Origin of the sequence: Microcoleus sp. D3_18_C4, assembly GCF_036702355.1 — a bacterium.
In the GTDB taxonomy this organism is placed as follows: Bacteria; Cyanobacteriota; Cyanobacteriia; order Cyanobacteriales; family Microcoleaceae; genus Microcoleus.
Genome location: NZ_JAUBTF010000008.1, coordinates 25,685 through 46,836 on the forward strand (window position 1 = coordinate 25,685; position 21,152 = coordinate 46,836).

At 45.6% G+C, this 21,152-nt stretch carries 15 protein-coding genes; 6 read left to right on the top strand and 9 right to left on the bottom strand.

What is annotated here, in order from left to right; genetic code table 11:
• Nucleotides 1-143 precede the first annotated feature (143 nt).
• Nucleotides 144-2,897, top strand: coding sequence for a valine--tRNA ligase (locus QUA90_RS05855; RefSeq protein ID WP_333444340.1), 2,754 nt, complete (start codon nucleotides 144-146; stop codon nucleotides 2,895-2,897).
• Between the two features lie 339 nt (nucleotides 2,898-3,236).
• Nucleotides 3,237-3,734, top strand: a complete 498-nt coding sequence (locus QUA90_RS05860) for a hypothetical protein (protein WP_333329941.1) — start codon at nucleotides 3,237-3,239, stop codon at nucleotides 3,732-3,734.
• 282 nt (nucleotides 3,735-4,016) lie between these two features.
• On the opposite strand, the gene crtB is transcribed toward QUA90_RS05860, so the two are convergent.
• A complete protein-coding gene (crtB, locus tag QUA90_RS05865) occupies nucleotides 4,017-4,946 on the bottom strand; it encodes a 15-cis-phytoene synthase CrtB (RefSeq protein WP_333083196.1) in 930 nt (309 codons plus the stop codon).
• Nucleotides 4,947-5,037: 91 nt separating this feature from the next.
• Nucleotides 5,038-6,411: a 15-cis-phytoene desaturase gene (gene pds, locus QUA90_RS05870; RefSeq protein WP_333444342.1), complete on the bottom strand. Its 1,374-nt coding sequence runs from the start codon at nucleotides 6,409-6,411 to the stop codon at nucleotides 5,038-5,040.
• A gap of 374 nt (nucleotides 6,412-6,785) precedes the next feature.
• On the opposite strand from pds, the gene QUA90_RS05875 reads away from it, so the two are divergent.
• Nucleotides 6,786-7,424 carry a restriction endonuclease subunit R gene (locus tag QUA90_RS05875; protein WP_333444344.1) on the top strand — a complete coding sequence of 213 codons (639 nt, stop codon included), beginning with the start codon at nucleotides 6,786-6,788 and terminating at the stop codon, nucleotides 7,422-7,424.
• Nucleotides 7,425-7,524: 100 nt separating this feature from the next.
• Here the strand turns inward: QUA90_RS05875 and QUA90_RS05880 are convergent, their stop codons facing one another.
• The 7 genes from QUA90_RS05880 to QUA90_RS05910 all read right to left on the bottom strand — a co-directional run bounded on the left by QUA90_RS05880 (nucleotide 7,525) and on the right by QUA90_RS05910 (nucleotide 14,510).
• Complete coding sequence (locus QUA90_RS05880) at nucleotides 7,525-8,154, bottom strand: TraX family protein (RefSeq protein WP_333329935.1); 630 nt, start codon at nucleotides 8,152-8,154, stop codon at nucleotides 7,525-7,527.
• 471 nt (nucleotides 8,155-8,625) lie between these two features.
• A complete protein-coding gene (locus QUA90_RS05885; protein WP_333388509.1) occupies nucleotides 8,626-9,933 on the bottom strand; it encodes a hypothetical protein in 1,308 nt (435 codons plus the stop codon).
• Nucleotides 9,934-10,023: 90 nt separating this feature from the next.
• Nucleotides 10,024-11,112, bottom strand: coding sequence for an SPFH domain-containing protein (locus tag QUA90_RS05890; RefSeq protein WP_333329931.1), 1,089 nt, complete (start codon nucleotides 11,110-11,112; stop codon nucleotides 10,024-10,026).
• A 122-nt stretch (nucleotides 11,113-11,234) separates the two neighbouring features.
• The gene (locus tag QUA90_RS05895) at nucleotides 11,235-12,005 is read right to left on the bottom strand and encodes a Uma2 family endonuclease (protein ID WP_333388502.1); all 771 of its coding nucleotides are present in this window, start codon (nucleotides 12,003-12,005) and stop codon (nucleotides 11,235-11,237) included.
• 78 nt (nucleotides 12,006-12,083) lie between these two features.
• The gene (locus QUA90_RS30410; protein ID WP_445300092.1) at nucleotides 12,084-12,617 is read right to left on the bottom strand and encodes a DUF6745 domain-containing protein; all 534 of its coding nucleotides are present in this window, start codon (nucleotides 12,615-12,617) and stop codon (nucleotides 12,084-12,086) included.
• A gap of 32 nt (nucleotides 12,618-12,649) precedes the next feature.
• A complete protein-coding gene (locus QUA90_RS05905) occupies nucleotides 12,650-12,994 on the bottom strand; it encodes a hypothetical protein (protein WP_333388500.1) in 345 nt (114 codons plus the stop codon).
• A 262-nt stretch (nucleotides 12,995-13,256) separates the two neighbouring features.
• Nucleotides 13,257-14,510, bottom strand: a complete 1,254-nt coding sequence (locus tag QUA90_RS05910) for an FAD-dependent oxidoreductase (RefSeq protein WP_333388497.1) — start codon at nucleotides 14,508-14,510, stop codon at nucleotides 13,257-13,259.
• A 319-nt stretch (nucleotides 14,511-14,829) separates the two neighbouring features.
• Here QUA90_RS05910 and dnaK point away from each other — a divergent pair, with 319 nt between their 5' ends.
• The 3 genes from dnaK (at nucleotide 14,830) to QUA90_RS05925 (ending at nucleotide 21,124) form a co-directional block, all read left to right on the top strand.
• Nucleotides 14,830-16,962, top strand: a complete 2,133-nt coding sequence (gene dnaK / locus QUA90_RS05915) for a molecular chaperone DnaK (RefSeq protein WP_333444347.1) — start codon at nucleotides 14,830-14,832, stop codon at nucleotides 16,960-16,962.
• A gap of 124 nt (nucleotides 16,963-17,086) precedes the next feature.
• On the top strand, nucleotides 17,087-18,283 hold the full coding sequence (locus QUA90_RS05920) for a J domain-containing protein (RefSeq protein WP_333444349.1): 1,197 nt from the start codon (nucleotides 17,087-17,089) through the stop codon (nucleotides 18,281-18,283).
• A 405-nt stretch (nucleotides 18,284-18,688) separates the two neighbouring features.
• Nucleotides 18,689-21,124 (top strand): dynamin-like GTPase family protein, encoded by a 2,436-nt coding sequence (locus QUA90_RS05925; RefSeq protein WP_333444350.1) that lies wholly within the window; start codon nucleotides 18,689-18,691, stop codon nucleotides 21,122-21,124.
• The last annotated feature ends 28 nt before the right edge of the window (nucleotides 21,125-21,152 follow it).

Below are 21,152 nucleotides of genomic sequence, written 5' to 3' on the forward strand. Positions count from 1 at the left end.
TAATTTTACCTTCATTTTAACGTAAACTCGCCCCGCGTTGAATATCGCTCTTCCCTCTGCCTCTGACGCGGATGTGGTTCAAACCTCTTCTCTTCCCCCCGCTGTGGCACAATCTTATATATAAAACCTGCACCCTCTCGCCAATGACCGCAAACCTACCCCCGCAATACGACCCCCAAGCCACCGAAGCCAAATGGCAAAAATACTGGGAAGATCATCAAACCTTCAAAGCTGACCCAGAAGCCGGCGGCGAACCTTACTGCGTCGTCATCCCGCCGCCCAACGTCACCGGCAGTCTCCACATGGGACACGCTTTTGAAGAGACGCTGATTGATGTCCTCGTCCGCTATCACCGCATGACTGGACGCAATACCCTGTGGTTGCCGGGAACGGATCATGCTAGCATCGCAGTTCAAACTATTCTCGAAAAGCAACTCAAAGCAGAAGGCAAAACTCGCCACGATTTAGGCCGAGAAAAATTCTTGGAACGGGCCTGGGAGTGGAAAGCTGAATCGGGCAATACTATTACTAATCAATTACGCAGTTTGGGCGTGTCTGTCGATTGGTCGCGCGAACGCTTTACGATGGATGAAGGCTTATCCGCTGCGGTTTTAGAAGCGTTTGTCCGCCTGTACGATGAGGGGCTGATTTATCGCGGTAATTACCTGGTGAATTGGTGTCCGGCGAGTCAGTCTGCTGTGTCGGATTTGGAGGTAGACCAGCAGGAAGTTGAGGGCCACTTGTGGCATTTCCGCTATCCTTTGACGGACGGTTCTGGTTATTTGGAGGTGGCGACGACTCGGCCGGAAACGATGTTGGGCGATACTGGGGTGGCTGTGAATCCACAGGACGATCGCTACAAGCATCTTATCGGTAAAACTGTCACTTTGCCGATCGTAAATCGCGAAATCCCAATCATTGCTGATGAGTTTGTCGATCCGACTTTCGGAACTGGTTGTGTCAAGGTGACACCCGCCCACGATCCGAATGACTTCGAGATGGGTAAGCGTCACAATTTGCCGTTTATTAACATCATGAATAAGGACGGCACTTTAAATGAAAATGCCGGAGAGTTCCAAGGACAAGACCGATTTGTTGCCAGAAAAAATGTGGTAAAGCGGTTAGAAACTGACGGGGTTTTGGTTAAAATAGAAGATTATAAGCATACTGTTCCCTACAGCGAACGTGGCAAAGTTGCGGTCGAACCGTTGATATCTACGCAATGGTTTGTGAAGATAGATCCTCTTTCTCAACGGGCTTTAGAAGCATTAGACCAAAATAATTCACCAGTCTTTGTTCCTGAAAGATGGACAAAGGTTTATCGCGATTGGTTAGTGAAGCTAAAGGATTGGTGTATCTCCAGACAATTGTGGTGGGGACACCAAATCCCGGCTTGGTATGCTGTTAGCGAAACTCAAGGAGAAATTACTGATACAACACCTTTTATAGTTGCGAAAACTGAAGCTGAAGCTAGGGAAAAAGCAACGGCTAAATTTGGTAAGGACGTGCAGTTAGCAAGAGATCCAGACGTATTGGATACTTGGTTTTCGTCCGGTTTGTGGCCTTTCTCAACTTTGGGATGGCCGGACGAAACTAAAGATTTGGAGTTTTACTATCCGACAACTACTTTGGTAACAGGTTTTGATATCATCTTTTTCTGGGTTGCTAGAATGACGATGATGGCAGGACATTTTACTGAAAAGATGCCTTTTGATACTGTTTACATTCACGGTTTGGTGTTGGATGAAAACGGTCAGAAAATGTCTAAGAGTAAAAATAACGGTATCGATCCGCTGCTGTTGATTGGTAAGTACGGTACTGATGCTTTGCGCTACACCTTGGTTAAGGAAGTGGTAGGGGCAGGTCAAAATATTCGCATGGAGTACGATCGCAAAACTGATGAATCGAAATCGGTGGAAGCTTCGCGGAACTTCACGAATAAGTTGTGGAATGCGGCCAGGTTTGTGATGATGAATTTGGAGGGTCAGACTCCGCAACAATTGGGAATTCCTCACCCCCCCCAACCACCCCTTACCGAGGGAGGGATAGAAGAAGGGTTAGAATTGTGCGATCGCTGGATTCTTTCTCGCTATTATCAAGTTGTGCAACAAAGCCGTAATTGTTTGGAAAATTACGGTTTGGGGGAAGCGGCGAAGGGACTTTATGAGTTTATTTGGGGCGATTTCTGTGACTGGTATATTGAGTTAGTCAAGTCTCGCCTGCAACAGGATGCTGAACCAAATTCTAAGAAAGTGGCACAGCAAACTTTTGCTTTTGTGCTGGAAGGGATTCTGAAACTACTGCATCCTTTTATGCCGCACATTACTGAGGAGATTTGGCACACTCTGACTCAAACAGGTGATGATCAATGTTTGGCTTTGCAAGCTTATCCTGAAGCAAACGCATCACTCATTGATGCTGATTTGGAACAGCAGTTTGAGTTGTTGTTCGGTACAATTCGCACTATTCGCAATTTGCGGGCTGATTCTGATATCAAACCCAGTGTGAAGGTGACGGCGATTTTGCAAAGCGAAAACGAGAAAGAACGCCAAATAATCTCAGATGGAGGCGTTTACATTCAGGATTTGGCAAAAGTCGAAAATCTGACTGTAACTGCTAGTTTGGATACAGATTTGGGCCAGACAATTGCTGGGGTTGTCGGTACTGTGCAAGTATTGATTCCTCTGGCTGGGGTGGTCGATTTGGCGGCTTTGCGTGCTAAATTAGAAAAGAAGTTGAGCAAAGTGGAAGCTGAAATTAAGCATACTGCGGCGCGTTTGACTAATCAGAAGTTTGTGGATAAGGCTACTCCTGATGTTGTTCAGGGGGCGAGGGATGCTTTGGCGGAAGCCGAAAAACAAGCGGAGATTTTGCGCGATCGGCTAAAGTTGTTTTAATAGTTGACTGTTGACTGTTGACTGTTAACTGTTGACTGTTGACTGTTGACTGCTGACTGTTAACTGTTGACTGTTTTTAGTCAATTGGTAGGCTGCGTGAGGGCGAAAAATCTGGGAATCCCAAGGAAAATATTGACTCTCACGCACCACAGGCGCGATCGGCTAAAGTTGTTTTAAGAGTTGACTGTTGACTGTGGCCGGGGCGGGTTTACGAGATAGTTAGTTTCAGGCATAGATTGTTTGTAAAACCCGCCCCTACGATCTCGCAAATCCTACAACAAATAACTAATAACCAATAATTAATACCCAATTACCACTTACCAATTACTAATAACCCTCATGTTATATTTAGCCAAAGTACAAAATCAGGAAAATTTAGGCGAGATAAGTCTGCAATTGCTGGCTTGCCAAAATTCTGATGATACTTGGGCTATTCTTAGTGAAGAAAGTTTCTTGACATTACAGAAAGATTTTGCTCACAATCCAATTAACTCTGCAACTAATGTTTTAAATGCAGGGATTTTAGTATTAGCAAATGTTGACCAAAATAGCCAGGTTTTGGATATTCAAGCAGCTACAAACTGGGTACTACAATTAGTAGAGAAATATTTAACAACAGGTTTTACTCCCGATTTTTTGCAGCAAGAAGCCCAAAAAGTAGAAGATTGGAGGCAATCTCTCACTTTGCAGAGTCAAGAATTGTCTCGCCGCTTGATAGAAGTTGAAGCCCGCCGAGAACAAATTCAAAATTTAGAAGCAAAACTCCAGCAGGAAAAGCAATTGTTGGAAAGTTCGATCGCCCAATTGAAAATTTTACCCGCTACACCGCCACTTTGACCAAGAATTTCTTGATGGTACCCGCCACGTGATTTATCGGTGGAATCAATCCCAAATCGAAAATCGAAAATCCTCAAGCCCCCGCATTTATCCGTGGGGTCGCCTCTAAAATCTAAAATCTAAAATCTAAAATCGATTGACTCCAATTAACACACAACAGGTAGGGACACGGCACTGCCCTGTCCCCAAAAACCTAATATGCAATTTGCTGGACATCATATAATTTGTAACTTGACAAATACCCCTTACCCGTTGCCGAATCGCCAGCAAAATTGCCTGCGGTTAAAGCACTTTTGACTTCATCCAAGCGGCGGGGAGACACAGCAGTTTCTGAGAATTGGTAACATAAGCCCGCTTCTGAAACACATCATATTGATTGCGTTCGATCGCATTTAAGATCCTGCTGTACAGCATTGTAGCCGCCCAAACTGTCCAGCGGATATCGGGACTGAGCACTTTAATTCCCGGTTCGGCGCTGGCGTATAATTTGCGAGCTCGCTGAATTTGAAACCGCATCAATTCCCGCCAGCGGTTGTCAATTACACCATTGAATAAATCTTCTTCGGTGTAGTTAAACAAGGCTAAGTCTTCTAAGGGAATGTAAATACGGCCGCGGCGGGCGTCTTCTCCGACATCGCGCAGAATATTAGTCAACTGCTTGGCAATACCGAGGGAGATGGCTTCTTCTTTGGGAATTTTATTGCCCCAGTGCCAATTCCAGTTAGCAGCCGGATTCGACTCGTCCACACCCATGACAGACATCGACATCAGTCCGACAGTACCCGCTACTCGATAACAGTAAAGATTGAGCTCTTCAAAAGTTTCGTAGCGGCTGCGGTACAAGTCCATTTGCTGGCCCGCAATCATCTCTCGAAACGGCCCAATGTCGATCGGGAAACGAGACAGCGTATCCACCAAAGCTACGTCGTAGTCGTCGTGAGGATGGCCGGCAAACACAGATTCTAGGCGTTTTTCCCACAGATTGAGGGTTTCAGGGGTCGTTGCATCAGAACCCGGCCCGTCTACGAGTTCGTCGGTGCGGCGGCACCAGACATAAATCGCCCAAATCGCCCGACGCTTCGCTTCGGGCATGAGTTGAGTGCCTAAATAAAAATTTTTGGCATAACTCGCCGTGACTTGGCGGCACAGTTCGTAGGAGTCATCAACAGAGGCCAGAGTTCTCATGCACTGGAGTTTTGACAGTTGCAGCATCCGAGAATAAGAAATTTAAAGATTAGAACTGATTTTCCCCCGTTTAGAAAACGGGAGATTTTTTACGTCTTTATGAAAAATTCTTAATTTTTCATTGGTTATTGGCCGTTGAAATAGCCTGCGCTGTCAGCTTACCAGAAAGCACGGCACCTTCCATACTCGCAAGATAACGCTGCATCGTATAATCCCCCGTTAGATAGAAATTGCTAATGGGAGTTGTTTGTGTGGGACGGCACTGCTGGCGTCCGGGAGTGGCTTTGTAGACGGAACGTGGGGTTTTGACTACGTGATATTTGAGCAGTTTGGCGGGTTCTGGGATTTGATCGGGAAAGAGTTTTTCTAACTCGACCATTGTGGCTGCGACGATATCTTCGTCAGACTTGCCTATCCAGTCTTTTGCCGGTGCTAAAACCAGTTCCAGCATTGATTTGTCTGGGTTGGCATATTCGCGGCAGGTGTTGCTCATGTCGGCGTAGACGCTCAGCAGGGGCGATCGCGAGAACAGCAAATGGTCGATGTCAGTTAATTTGCGATCGAACCACAAGTGTACATTAATGACGGGTACTCCCTCCAAGCCTTCGAGCTGTTTGAAATAATCCATTTCGCCCCAAGGTTTCGGCATCATCAACTTCAGCGGGTCAACCGGCATCGCGGAAACATAAATATCGGCCGTCAGAATTTCTGACTCTGCCCCTTTTACTCCCCGAATCTGGAAGCCGCGCACCGTGTTGTCATCGTTGAGCAAAAACTCTTTGATGGGTGCATTCAGCCGTACTTCGCCGCCGCGCTCAGTTATGTAGTCTACCATCGGCTGACACAACCTCTCTGTGGGGGAACCGTCTAAAAAGGCCATTTTCGAGCCATTTTTCTCTTGCAAGAAGCGGTTGAGGGCTGTCAGCAGTATGGTTGCGGATATTTCGTGGGGGTCAATGAAGTTGAGCGCCTTGGACATGGCGATGAATACTTCTTTTTCGACTCTGGGGGGGACGTTTTGCTTTTTCAGCCAGTCGGAAAACGAGTATTTGTCCATTGCTTCGACATAGTTTTGACCCTGAAGCATCGCCGGAATCAAACCTATACCGAAGCGGATTTTTTCGGGCCAGGTGAGCATATCGTTGTTGCTCAAGATGGCTGCGACGCCGTTGAAGGGGGCCGGAAGGTCGGGAAAGTCAAAGCGGGAATAGGTTCCGGGGGTTTCCGGCTGATTGAAAATCATCGAGTGTTCTTTCCATTGCAGCCGGTCTTCAATGTCAAGTTCTTTGAAGAGTTGGAGCATATTCGGGTATGCACCGAAGAAGATGTGGAGGCCGGTTTCGTACCAGTCGCCATCTGCATCTTTCCAGGCGGCTACTTTGCCGCCGAGTACGTCCCGACTTTCTAGGAGGATGGGGGTGTGGCCCGCGTCGGTAAGATATTTAGCGCAGGAAAGTCCTGCTAAGCCTGCTCCGGCGATCGCAACTCGCATTTGATACTACTTGGCCTCTGTGTTCGCTTCGGTTTAATTATACTTTACAACTCGTTACATTTTTTTGGGAAATGGGGAAGGTGGATGCGGCGAGCCCTCTCTCAGTCCCACAGTCCGCCAGGGAATGAATTCCCTGTCTCATAGCGCAAGTCCTCTGAAAGAGGACTGAAGAATACATTAGTCCTCTTTCAGAGGACTTTTGCTTTGAGGCAGGGGTTTAAACCCCTGCCGGACTAAGGGAACTGCGGGCAATATCGTTATTCAGCATTCAGCGATGTCCTGTTTTAAAAGACGCAATACTTCAGTATCAACGGAAATTTAGCAATTATTGCTATCATAAATCAACAGCAGATTTGGATGAATTGCTTAATTTTATGGTAGAAACAATTCACGCTAGAAATGTCGCGCTGAACGATTTGGAAACCAACTTCAAAATAGAGTGGGTTGAGGATGACCAATTCTTTCGCGAGTGGCAAGATGATTTGCCAGAAATCAGCGATTATGAAAAACAACGATTAGACCGAGTGAAAGCAAGTTACAGGAATTTGCTCAAACGTCCCCCACTTCTAGAAAATACAGTCAAAATGGTTGTGCTGTCTCCGTTTTTGGACTTAGCTGATTTTTATCTGGCTCCTTTTCATGTTACTTCCGAAAAATCTGTAGAAATTGTGGACGAAGATGAAGGAATGATTGTCAGTGGACAGTTGGATGTTTTGGCTTTGTTTCAGGAGTTGTGGGTAGTAGTTATTGAATCTAAGAAAGCGGCGTTTTCTTTGGAGGTAGGCATCCCGCAGTTACTAGCTTATATGTTAGCTAATCTGAATAGCGATCGACCTACTTACGGATTGTTAATGAATGGGGCAGATTTTCTATTTGTCAAATTAGTTAAGCGGGAAACAGCACAGTACGCTTTTTCTCGGAAGTTTTACCTTTTCAATCCGGGGAATGATTTGTACAGTGTGCTGAGTATTTTGAAGCGCCTCGGTCAATTGAATGTTGGCAATACAGTTTAGAAAGCGATCGCGCTCTTCTGGGGGCGATCGCTCAGAGACGCGGTTGTACTTCGCTTAAATAAAAAATCAACAATGAACTAATTAGAATCCGCAGTCTTATTTAGACAATTGTTCGCAGTGCCGCTAGCCCCCCAAGGTGTAGTGGGTAAAAATAATAGAAAAATCTTTTTTCTATAGCCGTGGGTTTTTTGTCTTTAGAGCTATCGTAGTATGCCAGAACTAGCGGTGTGAATAGGGCGAAAATTTGAATCCAGCTTTTGCAACTAATTGCATATGCGATATTTGCTATAGTCCAGCGGAACCACCAAAGGCGAGATCCTCCTCCTTTCCACCTAATCATCAATAGCGGGCAAGCCACTGCATACCAGCCGTAACTCACTCCTAAAATTTGAGCAGTTACTAGACCTGTGCTTAAAACTGCAATTTTGCGATCGAAGCGTCGGATGTAGCTCAAAGTTAGTGCTGCTACGGCAAAGCTAAACATGATGTTTAACTGTAAATTGCCAAAAAGTAACATATGAGGTATTTGAGAAAGTACCCCAAATAATATCAGTCGAGTAATTAGAGGATTTTTGTCCCCCGGTCGTTTCCAGTTTTGAGCAAATACCCAACTAAACAACGGAAAACTGAGGCGGCCGATGATACGCATGGGTTCTGCTTCAAGCATAAATCCGATGTGGTCTATTAGCATTAGAGCTGCGGCCAGCCACTTAATTTGATTTTGATTCATACAATTTATCCTCAAATTATGTTATAAAAACTTCGTTTATTGTACTAATTATTAAAGATTTGTTTAAATTTTTGATACAATACATATACAAAGTTTTGCTTTCTTTGTATCTTTGATATGCTATAAGGTGCAGTTTTTGAACGTGTTTTTAAATGTCGATACTTCGTATTTAGTCTATTTCTTCTAAAAATATTATTGGTTTTAATTAAAATCCTCAGTACAATTAAATCGACTGTACTCATAATCTATCCTTAAAGCAACACCTAAATTAAAGAGATTTTTTTCTCTTTAATTTAGGTGTTTTAAAAAATACACGTACAAACACTGTTGTGTACTCCTTAAGGCAGATTTACATTAAATTTATTGATTCGGAGCAAATAATAATTGAGTTAATTTTACTGACATCGATCGCGACTACTCCACCGACGACGATGCCTCCGCCGCCTCCGATGATTGCTCCATCCAGAATTGCTACAGTGAAGAGGGAACAGGCGCTGGCGGTAATTTTTTATTCGGTGGTGCGGTAGAAGGAACAGGCGCTGGCGGTAATTTTTGGCTGGGTACAGGTGCGGTAGAGGGAACAGGCGCTGGCGGTAATTTTTGGCTGGGTACAGGTAAGGAAGTTGGTTGGGGTTGGGGTTGAGGCAAACCGGGAACACGGATATATTTCCAATTACCAGTAAACAAGAGGTACATAACACCCGCAAGGACGACACCGCTAACCACAGCAGCAGTAATCTTCCAAACACTGTAGGGACGCTCGCCTTGAACTTCAGCGGTGCGAGCATTAACCATTACTTGATATCGTTGGTTTTGATAACGATAGGCACACAGCCACACAGGTAGCAAAATATGCTTAAAAGTGATAGCATTGTAATCAGTAGAAATGCTGTGAACCCGCTGCTCGTCGCCACCAATATTCCTACAAACGTCGAAGTGAATAGTAGAGGCCATGACATTTTTAGCAGATTCAAATCCTTGAGTGAGAGAAACTTGCGATCGCTGTGCTTCAAACCCAGCTAAATAAGATGAATTGTAAGGGCGCAGCGACTCCTTGAGATGCCAAGGTTCTAACGCATCCAGACGCGGGCGATCGACTGAACTTGTAGCGGGAATCAGAATATCATCAAAAGAGCGATCGACTCTGCCAGAAGCAGGCCACCACCTAGTATGTTGCACTTCGCGAGTTTTAGTTTCAGTTTCGCCTTGGGAGTTTTTTTCTGTATAAGTTTCAGTCACATAGTAGTGTTCTCCGCGAGAACCTTGATAATAACTCACTGTATAAGTGTCGTAAGTCCAAAACGGCAAATAAACGCCTTGAATTTGCTCCTGTTGGGCTAGGGATTTCAAAGCAGAAGGAGCAAACCAGCGGTTGCTTAGCCACTTCTGAATGCTTTCTCTGGCCTGTTTATCAGTAACTTCAAAAGGAACAATTCCCTCTGGATGCACGCTAGGGCTAGCCTTTGCAGGTTGCGTCACAATTGGAGAAGCACAAAATGGACATTTACCCGCTACTTTCGGCGGTTCAAAAGTAACACTTGCTCCGCAATCATTGCATTTTACTTCAACGGCTGTTGTTGATAAAGTTGCCAGCGCCGTGCGATCGACTTGGAGATATTGTTCGTAAGAGTTCTCCTTTACCTCTTCAGCAGTTTGGGGAATTGCATCTTCCCAGCCGCAGTAAGCACACTTGAGCTTTCCTGCTTGGGGGTTGAACTCTAAATAAGCCCCGCAGCTAGGACAGGGAAAACGTTTAACAGCAGTTTCAGAAGTATTCATAATAGTTTATTGGTGATGTAATTGGTAATTGGTAATCGGGAAAGCAGATTAATTACCAATTACCAATTAACTAAATATGCAAACAAAAATTTAGGCTGCTGCTGGCGGGGGAGGCGGCGGTACTGTCGCCAACAAAGATGCTAATTCCGGCACTTGCGATGCTAACTTCCAGCCGTCAAAACCCGCACGCCACACCATTACCTGATGTGTCAAACCATTTTGCAAAAGTTGCTCCAATCCAAAAGGGCCTGATTGTTGACCGTTCTGGGCAATATACCACTGATGTTGTGTTGGCGGAGGAGGTGGCGGCGGTGTTTGCGATGCTGGCGGCTGCATCATATTGGTCATTTGCTGACCTAGTGCCATTCCCATGCCCAATTCTAATGCTTGATTGCCGCCGCTGGGGTTATTTGCTGATGCTTCTATGGCGTTAGCAGCTTGATATTGGGTATATTGCTGCATATTTCCCAGAAGTCCGATAGAGGCTCGTTTGTCGAGTGCTTCTTCAACTTCAGGCGGCATCGAGATATTTTCAATTAATATCTGAGTTAATTCTAACCCAAACTGCTGGATACTTGGCTCTATGGCAACTCGTACCTGTTCACCCATCTGCGTGTAGTTTGCTGCAAAGTCCAGCAGGGGAACGCGGGAATTGCCAACCCAATTGGCAAAGGCACTGACTATTGTATTGCGGAGTTGATCGGTGATTTCATCTACTTGAAATAGTCCGTCAGTGCTGATTAGTTGTTTTAAGAGTTGTTCTGGATGGGAAACTTTAATGTTGTATGTGCCAAAAGCCCGCATTCTCACTGGGCCGAGTTCTGGATCGCGGATAATTACAGGGTTAGAGGTTCCCCATCTCAGGTTGGTAAATATTTTGGTGTTAAAAAAGTAGACTTCTGCTTTAAAGGGAGAGTTGAAACCGTAGGGCCAACCTTTTAAGGTACTCAGAACGGGTAAATTGCGGGTGTACAGTTCGTGCATTCCCGGAGCGAATACATCGGCAACTTGACCTTCGCTGACAAAGACTGCTATTTGTCCGGGCCGTACAGTTAGTTTAGCACCTTGTTTAATTTCGTTTTGGTGGCGCTCAAATCGATAGGCAATGGTATCGCTGGTATTGTCCAACCATTCGATGATATCGACAAATTCGCCGCGAATCTTGTCAAAGAGTCCCATAGATTTATTTTGGGTTGTTGTTTGATTTTAGCTTCAATAGGAGCGATCGATGTTCCCGATCGCCATTGTAAAGTTTTTAGGTGCGATCGGTGGGTATGGAGGCGATCGCATTTTCAGACAATTCACAATTCTGGTTCAATTCCAGCCCCTCGCAACTGAGCGCGCAATTGCTCTAATTGGTCTGCGGCGCGATCGGCTCTTTGCCGCTCTTGTTCTGCTCTTTCAGATCCAGATAACAACAGATTCCCTTCACTATCCCACCAGCGCAACCAAGGTAATTCCACATTTTGATACATTCCTTGCCAAATTCCCAATTCCACTCCTAACGGTTCAATGGGATAATGACCGCGCTCATTTGCAGCAACTAATTGATACCTATCTTCGATCAGGTGATAGACTTCAACACTAGCCTTTGTTACTTCATAAATTCCGTAAAATGCCGGATGGATGACATTTTCATAAATCCAGAATTTACCCGGCTTAGTTTCCTGTTGACCCGATCGCAATAAAGGCGTTCTGTCCCGTTCTTCATCACCATTGCCCAATACAAACTCTAACACAATTAACGGTGCTACAAATTCTTGCCACATCACATAAGAACGGCGCAATTGACCGTCAATTGTTGGCGGAACATTAGGCACATAAAACCAGTCCGGTGCTTCCGCACCCCGTTCTAGCGGCTCAGTTAATCGCCAGTAAATGCCGCTGTCTTGACCGATGCAATAGTTACCGTCAGCGTGGATTCTTTGCAAAACGGGAGTAATTGAATCTGTTAACAGAATGCTTTGGGGATGTTCTTGGAAACTTTTCACAAAAGTACCGTCTGATTCGGGTAGCTGAGTGTGGTCTGGCCAGCCTGTGGGGTTGTTTTCTACATCTAGGGTAAATTTCATAGTTTTATTTACGTAGGTGTTTTTGATAGGGAGAGCAATGGAAGTTTTAACTGAAATTATAACTATTGATGCCAGATCTTAGTTATCACCAATTGTTTGAATTAGGAATTTCTTTAATTCGGTATTTTCTTCCTCTAAAAGCCATTCCGATCGCCATTCGTTCGGATGGATTTTGCCGTATTTTTCGGGTAAGGTGACGCCGTGATAAGCATAGAGGCTGTAGCCGTCAGCAAATTGAATGGCGGGCCCTCCTTCGGCGTGGAGGCGGTGTTCACTGTCGAAGGAGAGGATGCGGGGGCGATCGCACACAATACAAGTCTTTTCAAAAGGATAAATCCACCCACAGTTGGCAACTAGCAACTGAAATGCTCTCCATTTAACTGGATCGCGATCGCCGTTTAATACTGAAATATAGAAATCACTTAACGCGCCGCGAGATATCGATGCAAAAAAAAATTTATTGATGTCATTGTGTTGGTGTCTGGCAAACCTATCGAATTTACGCCATCTTTCGTGCCATGTATAAATTCCGGTGATTTGCCTGCGAAAATTGATACATCTTTCTAAACTGCCAAATGCTGACCACAGCAGCAGGTTAAAATAGTCTACCAATTGGTATCTTAGAAATCTATATACCTCTGTATTCAGCAGAGAAAAAAAAACTCCTCTTTTCTGGTCACTATTTGACTCAGCATTTTGTATGTCAGATCATGGCCTAAAACTGCGGTTATTTCCTGTTTGATATTTCTTCCAGATGGAGATTTTTGGCAGCTTTCAAAAATTGGGATGAAGATGCGATCGAAAGCTGCACGGGGGCTATCACAGATTATTATCTGCGGCTCTTTATAGCCGAGGGCTGCATAGGCAAATCTTACGGATTTTGCTGCTGCTTCGCGCTCGATCGGCTCAGTAGAGAGTGCAATTTTTCGCCATTTTTCTCGATAAACTGGAATCAGGGCTTTTTGTTGCGGGGTCAGTTGTTCGATCATCGTTTTCCTCTAAGTCTGCAAACAATATTTCTCAACAAGTAATTCTGTCTGCACCAACGCGCGATCGTACTTTAATACTTTGCATAACTCTGGCCTCATTAAGTTGGTACTGAAATTCAATCTGGTCAGGAATTACTCATCTATGCCAAAGAAACCGGGTTTTTTACCGAATATCTGGGTGAGTGCGAAAGATTTTCGTCAAAAAACCCGATTTCTGACCACCCGTGCGTCATTCTACCTCTATATTTAGGATTGGTGTATCTCATTGATTTCGCACCCGAACCCGGTTTAATCCAAAACCAATTAATCGCGCTGGAATATTTCGCAAAATTGGTAACTGCAACAAAAGTGGCGGTGTAAACGGTCGATTTGTATCTAATGCCCCCTTAATAATTCGCTCCTGTACAAACGACTGAAATGCTTGAATAATGCGTGTGGGCAACTCCCGCTGTCGCTGCACCTCTGCCAAATCCCACAGATGCAAGTGATTATTTTTCAGGGGGGTGCTGAGTACATTAGCCGCGACGACAGCATCTTGAATAGCATAGTTAATTCCCACACCGCCTACAGGCGACATGACATGAGCGGCATCCCCAATTAAGAGCAAACCGGGACGATACCAGCGGGGAAGGCGACTCGATTCAACCGACAAGAAAGAAATTTGCGACCAATCTTTCAGTTGCTCGACCCTATCCGCAAATTCTGGTGCTAATTCAGCAACAGATTTTTGCAAAGCTTCTATTCCTGAGTCGCGCAATTTCTGATAGCTGCCTTTCAGAATAATGTAACCGAGTTGCCAATAATCCAAGCGGTCAATCATGACTAATAAATGACCTCCAACCGCTCGACCTCCCACGCCAAAATCTTGGACATCATCGGCCCTGCGCGGCAAACGAAACCAAAGGACATCCATCGGCGGGGAAGTTTTAATCGGTTCAAAACCTGCTAATTGGCGCAGGCGGGAAAAGCGACCGTCTGCACCGACTGTGAGGGTCGATCGCACTGCATGATATCCCCCGCGTCCCCGGTATCGAATTCCGCACACAACCCCATTTTCTACGATCATTTCTTGTGCATTAGCTCCCATTACTAGCTGAAAACTGGGGTAGCGCTGCGCTTCGGCAGTGATGAATTCGAGAAACTTGACTTGGGGAAGGATAGTGATGTAAGGATACTTGGTTTTAAGACAGGCTAAATCTACGAGTGTGGCGGTATTTCCAGCAGCTTGGATGGTGAGTTTGTGCATTTTTGTATGGGGCAATTGCAGCAATTTTTCTGCTAAACCCAATTGCTCCATAATTTCCATTACAGACGGATGCAGCGTATCGCCGCGAAATTCTCGATCGAAATCTTTGTGTAGTTCTAGCAGGATGACTGGAATGTTTTGCCTCGCTAAAAGTAAGGCTAAAACAGCACCTGCAGGCCCACCTCCGACAATGCAGCAGCTTGTCTGTTGCACGTCAACGATCGAGTGTTCTTGAGAAGATTCTGAATTTTGAACAGAGTTGACAGTCATATTTGTATGTTCCTGTTTACTCAACAATCCTGCTAGCTGCTTTTAGTTTAGCAAAACGCATTAGTTAATCTATTCTGAAATTTTTTTGGCTGTCAAAAGATGAACATACACTGCTTTCCCAAGTTGACACTCCTACTTCTCGCAGGATCTCGCCGATCCACCAGTGGATCGATCGCACCCAGCCAACCCCAGCAACCTGAACCGCAGGTGAGGCAATCCCCCTGCAGCCCCCGCTTCTCGACGCGGTACAATAAGTGCAATCATACTTAACGCTTATATTGAAAAAGTTACACACAACGCCACAGGAGACAACAGACGCATGGGTAAAGTAGTTGGCATTGACCTCGGAACAACAAACTCAGTAGTAGCCGTCATGGAAGGCGGCAAACCGGTTGTGATTGCCAATGCAGAAGGGATGCGGACAACTCCCTCGGTAGTCGCTTTCACAAAGGAAGGAGAACGCCTGGTGGGACAGATGGCCCGACGCCAGACTGTTCTCAACCCGCAAAACACGTTTTACGCCGTCAAGCGGTACATCGGACGCAAATATACCGAACTGACTCCAGAATCAAAGCGCGTCCCTTACACAACTCGCCGCGACGAAAACGGGAACATCAAAATCAAGTGTCCCCGCCTGAAAAAAGATTTTGCCCCAGAGGAAATTTCGGCGATGGTTTTGCGGAAACTGGCCGATGAAGCCAGCCGCTATCTGGGACAAGAGGTGACGGGGGCTGTAATTACTGTTCCCGCTTATTTCAATGACTCGCAGCGACAGGCGACGCGCGATGCGGGACGAATTGCCGGACTTGATGTCAAGCGGATTTTAAATGAGCCGACGGCTGCTTCTTTGGCTTACGGTTTGGAGAGGCGAGAAAGTCAAACTATTTTAGTGTTTGATTTGGGCGGCGGTACTTTTGATGTGTCGATTTTAGACGTGGGAGACGGAGTATTTGAAGTCAAAGCAACTAGCGGCGACACTCAATTAGGTGGCAATGATTTTGACTCCAAAATTGTGGATTGGTTGGCCGATCAATTCTTAGAAAAAGAAGGAATTGATTTGCGACGCAACCGGCAAGCTTTGCAGCGCTTGATCGAAGCGGCAGAAAAAGCCAAGATTGAGCTGTCGGGAGTCGGTGTCACCGAGATTAATTTGCCGTTTATCGATGCCAACGAAGACGGGCCTTTGCATCTGGAAACGCGGCTGACTCGCGGTCAATTTGAGGGGCTGTGCACAGATTTGGTGCAGCGGTTGCGGCGGCCAGTCAAACAAGCTTTGGCTGATGCAAGTTTGAGTCCTTCTCGCATTGATGAAGTTGTGTTGGTCGGCGGTTCGACTCGCATTCCTTTGGTGCAGGAAGTTGTTCGCAGTTTGATCGATCGAGAACCGAATCAAAATGTGAATCCCGATGAAGTTGTGGCGGTGGGTGCGGCAATTCAAGCGGGGATTTTGGGTGGCGATGTCCGCGATGTGCTGCTGTTGGATGTGACGCCGCTGTCGCTGGGTTTGGAAACTATCGGCGGGGTGATGAAAAAATTGATTCCTCGCAATACTACTATTCCCGTCAGGCGATCGGACATTTTTTCGACTGCTGAAAACAACCAAACTGTGGTAGAAATTCACGTAATCCAAGGGGAACGGGAATTAGGCAGAGATAATAAGTCTTTGGGACGGTTTAAACTAACTGGAATTCCGCCGGCACCGCGAGGGATTCCGCAGGTGCAAGTAGCTTTTGATATTGATGCTAACGGGATGCTGTTGGTGACTGCTTTGGACAAAACTACTGGCAGGGAACAAAGCATTACTGTGCAAGGTGCTTCGACGTTGACTCAGCAGGAAGTGAATCAAATGATTCGCGATGCGGAACAGTTTGCTCAAGCTGATAAGTTGCAGCGCGAAAAGGTGGAAAAACGCAATCGCGCTGAAGCTTTAGCTTATCAAGCCGAGCGACAGTTGCGGGAAGTTGCACTCGATCGCGGAATGCAGTTTGCTCAAAGAAGCCGCCAGCGAATTGAAACTTTAATTCGGGAATTGCGAGACAGTTTGGAACGCAATGATGAGCGGGGAGTTGACCAAGTTGGTTCGGATTTGCAAGATGCTCTTTACGATTTGAGCCGAGAAGTTTCAGCTTTTGCTGATGATGACGATGATGATGATTTCTTTGAGTCTGTGAAGCGGACTTTTACAGGCGACAGTACCAAGCGACGCAGCGATGACAGCAGCTATTATACCAATGCTAAGCCGTACAGGCGATCGACTGTCGATCCAATTCCCGATCGCCCCTATGATCGCATGGGAGATCGCATGGGAGATCGCATGGGCGATCGTATGGGCGATCGCATGGGCGATCGCATGGGCGATCGTATGGGCGATCGTAGAAGCAGTGCTAATCGCCCCACTCGCCCTTATCAAAATCAAAGCGACGATTGGGATGATGACGACGATTGGCTGTAATTAGTGGTTAGTCATTAGTCCCTAGTCATTAGTCCCTAGTTTGAAGCAGGGAAGCAGCATGACTAATGACTAATGACTAATAATTAATAACTAATGACTAATAACTAATGACTAATGACTAATTATGCAGAATTTTCGTAATTACTATCTAATTTTGGGAGTGCCCAAAGAGGCCACGGCTGATGAGATAAAAAAAGCCTATCGACGGCTAGCCAGACAGTTGCACCCTGACGTAAATCCAGGGGACAAATCTGCTGAAGATAGGTTTAAGGATATTAATGAAGCTTATGATATTCTTTCCGATATTGACAAGCGCGCTCAATACGATCAGTTTAGTAAATTCTGGAAACAAAAAGGATTTCAAGGAAAGCAAGGGGTGCGACTTCCCAATTTCAAAACTTGGGGAAACAGTAAAACTACCCGCAAAAAACCGACAGAAGATGTAGATTTTAGTGATTACTCTGATTTTAATAAATTTCTCGACCAAGTGCTCGGAAGGCGCCGGGAAGTGAGGATGGCGACAGCGAATGATGCAGCGGGAGTCGCCTCCTCTGAACCGTGGAGTACGGCTTCTAAGAAAACGAGTTATGTTGCTAATTCTCGCCCACCTAGAAGGGATTTCGACGATCGCGAAACGCGACGAGAAACAGACGATCGCGAAATGCGACGAGAAACAGACGATCGCGAGATGCGACGGGAAACAGTCGATCGCGAAATGCGACGGGAAACAGTCGATCGCGAAATCAGAAGGGATATAGCCGATCGCGAAATGCGACGGGAAATTAGAGAAACAGTCGATCGCGAAACGAGAAGAGACATCGAGGCCAGGCTAACTCTGCCTTTGGAAAGGGCTTATTCGGGTGGTACTGAGCGAATTCGTCTGGAAGATGGGCGAGCGATCGAGGTGAATCTGCCTCCTGCTATGGTATCAGGCCAGCGGATTCGCTTGCGAAATCAAGGTATGGGCGGCGGGGATTTATATTTGAAAATCACGGTTTCTCCCCATTCATTTTTTCGATTGGAAATGTCGGATGTTTGCTGCGAATTGCCACTGACTCCCAGCGAAGCGGTGTTAGGCGGAGATATTGAAGTACCGACGCTGGACGGCTTGGTAAAGATGAAATTGCCACCGGGAGTAACGTCTGGAAAGCGGTTGCGGCTGGCTAACAAGGGCTATCCGACGGGAAATGGCGATCGGGGCGATCAATTGGTAGAAATTCAGGTGTTAATTCCCAAAGAAATTAGTGAAGAGGAACGGGAATTATACGAAAAGTTGCGGCAGGTTGAGTCTTTTAAACCGCGTCAGGATTTATCGGTTTAATTTAGAGTACGCAATGCGCTAGTTTAATTTTGTAGGGGCGCAATAATGCGCGCCTTACTACTAATAGTGTACGAAAAATTAGGAGATGCTTGGCTAAATTTTACTGACATATCAGATTTAACCACTTGGCGGTAAATAGATAATAACAAATCCGTTGGTATCGGAATTATTCATCTCTCTCTGGTCTTCCTCTGCGCCCTCTGCGGCCTCTGCGGTTTAATAACTCCGAAACAACCGTAAACGATATGATTTGTCGCCAGAATAGCCGTTAGCGCAGCCCTCGAAGAGGATCGCACTTTCAGCAATCCTGAATCCCATAAGTAAAATTACTGTTGTGATTATTCCTGAACTAGCAGAGAATTAACAATAAGGTAATTTTCCCACAATCAGGAGCAGTCTGCCGCCATGACTCAAATGCCCCCTCAATGCACCAGTCTGCAAGAGCAAGTTGATTCTTTAGTGCAACTGCTGCGTCAGGAATCGTCTTTGCGACAACAAGATATCACGGCGGTACAAGCTTCTCTGAAAAAGGCAATTTCTCCTGAGTTTGAAATTGTGTTTGCTGGCGCTTTCAGTGCGGGCAAATCTATGTTAATTAATGCCTTGTTGGAGCGGGAATTGCTCTACAGTGCAGAGGGACACGCGACAGGTACGGAATGTTATATCGCCTTTGCTGAGCCGGAAAAAGAGCGCGTAGTTCTCACTTTTTTGAGCGAGTTTGAGATTAGCCAGCAAGCTTCTGTGCTTTGCCATCAATTAGGTTTGGCTACTGAACTTAATATTAATCAAAGAGATGTAGTGTCGCTGTTGTCTCAGGGATGTAACATAATTATTGAAACGGAAGGCGGCGAAAATAAATCGGAACTAGCCAAAAAAGCTAAGGCTTTGATGCTGCTGTTAGAAGGTTTTGAGGCAAATCGCGATCGCATCCAAACTCTCGAAAACGCTACCTACTCGATGGAACAGTTTAACTTTTCCAATCTCAAGGAAGCTGCTAGCTATGCCCGTCGCGGTAGTAACAGTGCTGTACTCAAGCGAGTTGAATATTACTGTTATCATCCCTTACTGCAAGATGGCAATATTATTATCGATACGCCGGGAATTGATGCACCGGTGCAGCGGGATGCAGAATTGACTTATGATAAAATTGAAAGCCCGGATACTTCGGCAGTTGTCTGCGTTTTGAAAGCGGCTTCGTCTGGGGAAATGACGACGGAAGAAACCGAGTTGATGGAAAAGACACGAGGAAATCCGGGAATTCGCGATCGGCTGTTTTACATTTTCAACCGCATTGACGAAACTTGGTACAACACGCAACTGCGACAGCGCTTAGACAATCTGATTAATTCCGACTTTCGGGATACTGCGAGAGTTTACAAAACTAGCGGATTGTTGGGATTTTACGGGAGTTTGATTCGAGGGACAACAGGGCGCGATCGCTTTGGTTTAAATACAATCTTTGCCAGCAGTCAAGGGCGAGTTTCTGTAGATGATAAATTAGATTCAGAATTTATCGGTATTAGTGAAGAAACACCGCAATTTGTCAGCGAGTTTAACCGATACTGTGCGAATTCCGGCAAGCTATCTCCGAGCAAATTTCGCATTTCAGTTAACAGCTACGAAACACCCAATGAAAACTACGTGCGGATTCTGGCAGAACAAGGTCAACCATTAATTGCTCAATTAATTCAAGATAGCGGTATCGAAGATTTTCGCACAGCCATCACCCGTTACCTCACCGAAGAAAAACGCCCGCAACTGTTCAAAAATCTAGCTGACGATTTAGAAGACTTGTGCATTCAACTGCGGAAACATTATCAAACAATTCAGCGGAACTTGGACAGCCAGCCCCGCGAAATTGAAGCGATGAAAGCACAGGAACTTTTGCGGCTAAATCAAGAATTGCAGCAAGTCGGACAGGATTTTCGGGAACATATCGCCGAAGAAGTCAATGAAATGATTATGAACAGATGCGATATTTTCGATATAGACTTTCGGCAATTGCAATCTCGGATGATCCGGCGCTTGGATGAATTGTTAGATGGATTTTCTGTTGAGGCGGCTTACGGACGCACTTTGCGGAATCATCCCCGCAATGCGACAGCACCTTTAATTGCTGTTTTAGTTGAAGCACTTTACTATTTAGCGAATCAGTTGGAAGATATTTTAGTAGAGGCTACTAAGTCACTGGTTGATAATTATTTCCAGTATTTGAAAGATAGCGTTCGCAAGTCTGAATACTATCGATTACTTTATCGGTTGTTGGGGAACGACGGGGGAATTGAACAGCAGTTAGAGGAGTTATCAAAGCGGGTTTCGGATGCTTTGGTAAATGCGGCGGGAGTTGAGTGCGATCGCTACGTGCGAGAAAGTCCCCGTTTTTACGACGAAGGCACGTTTTCGATTTATCAATTCCGGGAAACATTGCAGCAAACTTCTCAAGGTTTCGACTGCGAAAACATGGTAGATGCCCAACCGGCAATTCGGCAATTATTGCGGCTGGATTTCGAGCCGAAAGTATCTAGAACTATTCGGCAAACTTTCCGCCAAACTGTCAACCAAACGCTGAAAGAGCATTTGTTGCCGCTGGCCCAAAAGCAAGCTGATGATATTTTGCAGAAATACAGTCAAGCCCGCGATTATTTGGAGCAAACTTTGGCACAGGAGGCTGAGGAAAAGATTGCTAGGAATCTGCGGCGCCAAGCTGAGAATGAGCAGAAAATTCAAGAGTACGATCGGGCGGTTTCTGGGATTAATAGTTGTTTGCAGGCGATGAAGTTGCACGAGCATTTGTTGCCTGTAATAGGAGAAAACAATAGCGTTGCGGTGGATGGTGAATGATTGGAAATCCGGCGATTGGAAACCAGGC

Bases quoted from the DNA above. Each gene is read 5' to 3' on its own strand.
- QUA90_RS05855 (WP_333444340.1), top strand. From the start codon at position 144: ATGACCGCAAACCTACCCCCGCAATACGACCCCCAAGCCACCGAAGCC.
- QUA90_RS05860 (WP_333329941.1), top strand. From the start codon at position 3,237: ATGTTATATTTAGCCAAAGTACAAAATCAGGAAAATTTAGGCGAGATA.
- crtB (WP_333083196.1), bottom strand. From the start codon at position 4,946: ATGCTGCAACTGTCAAAACTCCAGTGCATGAGAACTCTGGCCTCTGTT.
- pds (WP_333444342.1), bottom strand. From the start codon at position 6,411: ATGCGAGTTGCGATCGCCGGAGCAGGCTTAGCAGGACTTTCCTGCGCT.
- QUA90_RS05875 (WP_333444344.1), top strand. From the start codon at position 6,786: ATGGTAGAAACAATTCACGCTAGAAATGTCGCGCTGAACGATTTGGAA.
- QUA90_RS05880 (WP_333329935.1), bottom strand. From the start codon at position 8,154: ATGAATCAAAATCAAATTAAGTGGCTGGCCGCAGCTCTAATGCTAATA.
- QUA90_RS05885 (WP_333388509.1), bottom strand. From the start codon at position 9,933: ATGAATACTTCTGAAACTGCTGTTAAACGTTTTCCCTGTCCTAGCTGC.
- QUA90_RS05890 (WP_333329931.1), bottom strand. From the start codon at position 11,112: ATGGGACTCTTTGACAAGATTCGCGGCGAATTTGTCGATATCATCGAA.
- QUA90_RS05895 (WP_333388502.1), bottom strand. From the start codon at position 12,005: ATGAAATTTACCCTAGATGTAGAAAACAACCCCACAGGCTGGCCAGAC.
- QUA90_RS05905 (WP_333388500.1), bottom strand. From the start codon at position 12,994: ATGATCGAACAACTGACCCCGCAACAAAAAGCCCTGATTCCAGTTTAT.
- QUA90_RS05910 (WP_333388497.1), bottom strand. From the start codon at position 14,510: ATGACTGTCAACTCTGTTCAAAATTCAGAATCTTCTCAAGAACACTCG.
- dnaK (WP_333444347.1), top strand. From the start codon at position 14,830: ATGGGTAAAGTAGTTGGCATTGACCTCGGAACAACAAACTCAGTAGTA.
- QUA90_RS05920 (WP_333444349.1), top strand. From the start codon at position 17,087: ATGCAGAATTTTCGTAATTACTATCTAATTTTGGGAGTGCCCAAAGAG.
- QUA90_RS05925 (WP_333444350.1), top strand. From the start codon at position 18,689: ATGACTCAAATGCCCCCTCAATGCACCAGTCTGCAAGAGCAAGTTGAT.